Origin of the sequence: uncultured Campylobacter sp., from assembly GCF_938030685.1 — a bacterium.
GTDB lineage: Bacteria > Campylobacterota > Campylobacteria > Campylobacterales > Campylobacteraceae > Campylobacter_B.
The window spans coordinates 1-4215 of the sequence record NZ_CALHHX010000129.1; the positions used below are offsets into that span (position 1 = coordinate 1).

4 protein-coding genes are annotated in these 4215 nt (G+C 45.8%); all 4 read left to right on the forward strand.

Annotated elements, in window-relative coordinates; translation table 11 throughout:
• On the forward strand, positions 1-534 hold a 534-nt coding region (locus Q0369_RS06180; RefSeq protein ID WP_298097431.1), incomplete at its 5' end, for a DUF6803 family protein.
• Between the two features lie 397 nt (positions 535-931).
• The gene (locus tag Q0369_RS06185) at positions 932-1621 is read left to right on the forward strand and encodes a response regulator transcription factor (protein WP_298097434.1); all 690 of its coding nucleotides are present in this window, start codon (positions 932-934) and stop codon (positions 1619-1621) included.
• Positions 1611-3029, forward strand: a complete 1419-nt coding sequence (locus Q0369_RS06190; RefSeq protein ID WP_298097441.1) for a DUF3365 domain-containing protein — start codon at positions 1611-1613, stop codon at positions 3027-3029. Before Q0369_RS06185 ends, Q0369_RS06190 begins: the two co-directional genes overlap by 11 nt.
• Before the next feature lie 104 nt (positions 3030-3133).
• Positions 3134-4215, forward strand: a 1082-nt coding sequence (locus Q0369_RS06195; protein WP_298097437.1) for a multiheme c-type cytochrome, incomplete at its 3' end; no start/stop codon positions are given.

Sequence of the window (4215 nt, forward strand, 5' to 3'; positions counted from 1 at the left end):
CCGATGGGCTTAGCAGAAGCGATAGTAGCGAGCGAATTTTTTAGCTTGTACCGCGCGAAGGAGGGCTCTTTGGCTCTAAAAATCAATAAATGCCTTAGCATCATTCTCGGCGCTTATTTTACGATATTAATCATTTACGTAGCGGTTAAAATTTTGCCTGTCATTCATTTGCGTGGTGCTGCGGACGCCTTAGCTTTGGCGGCATACGTAGCGGCGGCGCTGCCTGCGCTGGTGCTGCTACTTTTGGAGCTCGGAGTTATCGCAAAAGGAGCGGAATTTAGGACTAGGCTTAAATTCCATTTCTTGGCGCTGATTGTATTTTTGGTGCTAGGACACGTCGCGATGATTTTTGGAATGACCGATCCCGGTATGAGCGGCATGGATCATTCTATGATGGATCATGGCTCGATGAGCGGGATGAGCCACGATATGGGTTCGATGGAGGGGATGGATCATTCGCATATGAATCATGGCTCGATGGAGAACATGGATCACGGCGGCATGGATCACTCAAAGATGGAGCATTCGCATTAACTTTTAGTATGCTCAGCTTGGGCTAAATTTTAAAATTCTATCTCGCCGATAGCGCGGGGTTGATAAATACTTCATGATTTGATTGCCTTTCGTCTGCGAAATGCATATGCAAGCCCCTCTAAAATAGAATTTTACTGCCTTTTATCTGTCGCCTACGAGGTGGTAAAATTTAATATCAAGCTTATCGCCCCACCTTTTTATGTTCTTGTGATATTTTTATTCGACTTATACAAGACGTAAAGCTCACGTATAGGTAGTTTTCAGTTTAAATTTGCGTGCAAACCGCTTTGGTATATTTTTTAACGTTAGTTTAATGCTAAATTTATATAATCTAAGTCTAGTTATATTTAAGAGATGATTAAGAATGAAATGCGCTAAGCTTGGAGGCGGATAGAGAATGCAAGATTACGAATTATTGGACGTTTTGTCCAATAAAAGGGTTCTTTGTCTAGAGGATGAGCCTGGGATTTTAAAAAATATAACCGAATCGCTACAGCTGTTTTTCGGCGAAGTAGTGGGGGTTAAGGACGGGCTGGAGGCGCTTGATGAGGCGATGAGCGGTTCGTACGACGCACTGGTTTTTGATATCGGCGTGCCGCATATGGACGGGCTAGAGGTCGTTAAAAAGATCCGTGCTGCTGGTATCTCGGTGCCGATCGTGATACTTTCGAGCCACACCGAGCAGGAGTATCTGTGGCGGGCGGTGGAGCTTAAAATCACCAGGTATCTGCCTAAGCCGTACGACAAAAACGCCTTTATAAAGGCGCTGCAAGACGTCGCTGCGGAGCTGATAAATCACGCGCCGATATTTAGCATAAGCGGCGAGCTGAAGTATGATTTTGCCAAAAAGATCATCTACGTCAAAGACAGCGCCTGTCATCTTTCCAAAAGCGAGAGCAAGCTTTTGGAGTACTTCTTAGCGCGCAAAAATCAAACCGTAACCTACGAGCAGTTATTCGACTACATGTGGGAGTTCGAGCAGCCTAGCAAGGAAGCGATTAAGGCGATCGTCAAAGAGCTACGCCGCAAGATCGGCAAGGACGTGATTAAAAATTTATATGCGGTGGGGTATCTCTTTGAAGTATAAATTTAAATTTATCGTAGCGCTTTTCGTGCTGCTATATATCGTAATTACGGCTTTGGTTTTTAACTTCTACCGCGAGCTCGCGCTAAAAGATACGAGGCGCGAGGCGTTTTATATCCTAGATACGATGAATGCGGTGCGCGATTACGTCTCGACCGTGCAGCGCCCGCTAATAAACGAGCTTAAAGAAAAAAAGCTTCTAAGCGAGGATTTTTTCGATCCGAGGCTGATGTCCTCGACCTACATAACGCGCGAAATTTATAAAATTCAGCTCGCTAAAGAAAACATCAACTACGACTACAAGCTCGTCGCTACCGATCCGCTCAATCCCGAGCACGAGGGAAGCGAGTTTGAGAATGAAATTTTAGAGGGCTTTAAAGAAAATAGATACAAAGAATACTCCAGAATCGTCTATGATAAGGGCGGTGCCTCGTATCTTTTGAGCCTGCCGATCACAAACTCCCAGCCTTCGTGCACTGAGTGCCACAGCATCAACGCAGCGCCTAAAAAGATGCAAGAGCTCTACGGCGATGTGGGAAATTTCAAAGGCGGCCTGGGCGATACGATCGCGATGATAAGCTTTAAAATTCCGATAAAAAGCATTCTACTCTATCACACCAAAGAGTTCGTCGTTAGCGGCTTAAGCGTGCTTGCGGTGTTTTTGATCTGTATATTTTGCATCTATAAAATTCACAAAAAAAACGAGACCTTAAAGATGCAAACTCAGCTTTTGATGATAAATCAAAGCCGCCTCGCGCTCATGGGCGAGATGATTGGCAATATCTCGCACCAGTGGCGCCAGCCGCTATCGCAGATCAGCTCCACGCTCATAAATTTAGAGCTTTACAACGAGCGGGGCAAGCTCTCAAAAGAAAGGCTCGAAGGCGGCATCAAGGACGCGGGCGAGCAGGTGAAATTTATGAGCGATACGATCGAGGATTTTAAAAATTTCTTCAATCCAAATATGCCAAAGAGGGAATTTAGCGCCGGCGAAGCGATCGAGCAGGCGCGTAAAATTTTAAACGCCTCGCTTAAAAAGCACGTCATCGACATAAGTGTGCGGATAGAGGAAAATTTCACCCTTTACGGCAACGTAAACGAGCTAATCCAGGTGATCATAAATATCATAAACAACGCAAAAGAGGCGTTTTTGGACGTGCCGCTTAAACGGCGCGAGATTAAAATTCGCTCGTTTTTAAAACAGGGCGAGCGAGTAATCACGATCGAAAATAACGCAAGCCGCATCGATGAGGCGCAGCTCGGTAAAATTTTTGAGCCGCACTTTACGACAAAACAGCAGGGCAGCGGGCTAGGGCTATATATGAGCAAGATGATAATCGAAAAAAATGGAGGGAGCATAAGCGCTGCGAATTCCGACGAAGGCGCGATATTTACGATCTCTTTTCGTTAAATTTAGACTTCATTAAATCTCTCCCTTTTTCACCCTTTTTTGTTGATATTATTTCGAACGTAGAACTTTGCTAATTTAAAATTTCGATTTTCAAAGGAGGAGCCATGAAAAAATGGAATAAGATGCTACTAGGCGCGCTAGCCTGTATTAGCATTTTTGCCACAGGAGCCTGTGCCGATGAAGGCATGGGGCATGAGATGGAAATGTCGCAAAAATCGCGCGACGTCATCGCAAATCCTAAGGGCACGTTGCAAAGCAGAGGCGTCATATCCTTGCAGGACTACGTCGTAGAAGAGCGAGAGATGTATGACTGGCTATTTAAAAATCACCCGATTTTTACCAAATACGGCGGTAAGACAGTCGGCAAGCTCGACGTTCACGACCGAGGTTTGGAGTGGCTTGCGGAAGGTCACGGATTTGACTTTTCAAAAGCGAGCAAAAGAGACGACGGCAAGGGCTATAGCTCTATGATGTATAGAATCCCTGCGGGCTCTTCTTTGCAATTTCCGAATAAATTCATAGGTCCTGAAAAATGCGGCGAGTGCCATCCTGCGCAGTATGAGACATGGAGCAGATCGCGCCACGCCACTACTATCCGCTTCCCGGGCGAGCACCCAGAGGTCAATAATAACCTAACCGATCCGGTATTTAGCCCGGATACTGCGTCGATCCTTCCAAAGGGTATCACTCCCGACGTAATCTACGCTACTGTAGGGCACTTAAGAACTAAATTTGGCTACGTAGATGCGTGGCTTCTACGCGGAACCTATCACGTAGAGGGCGGCTTACTACGAGACGGCACCGGTCAGATCGTAGCGGGCGGTAACCAATTCCAAAGAACCTGGGCGTTAAATTTAGACGACGAGACGGTTAAAAAGATCAAAAAGATCGCTCCGGAATTTCCGGGCACGCTTGAGGAATACGGCGATAACGGCGGTTACGTAAGAGGTCTAGCGTCATATGCTGCAAAATACAAAAAATCGATGTTTTTCCAAGCAAACAGCTCGTATTGCGAAGTCTGCCACCCATTCAAATTCGATTTTAAAACTAAAAAAGAATTCTATGCTGCTTTGGGTAACGCAAAAGAGCTTCAAAAGCACACTATCTCCAAGGGTATCACCTGCGAAGAGTGCCATGGAGCGGGCGGTCACCTTGACGGCGCTACAAATTTTAGAACCTCAAACTG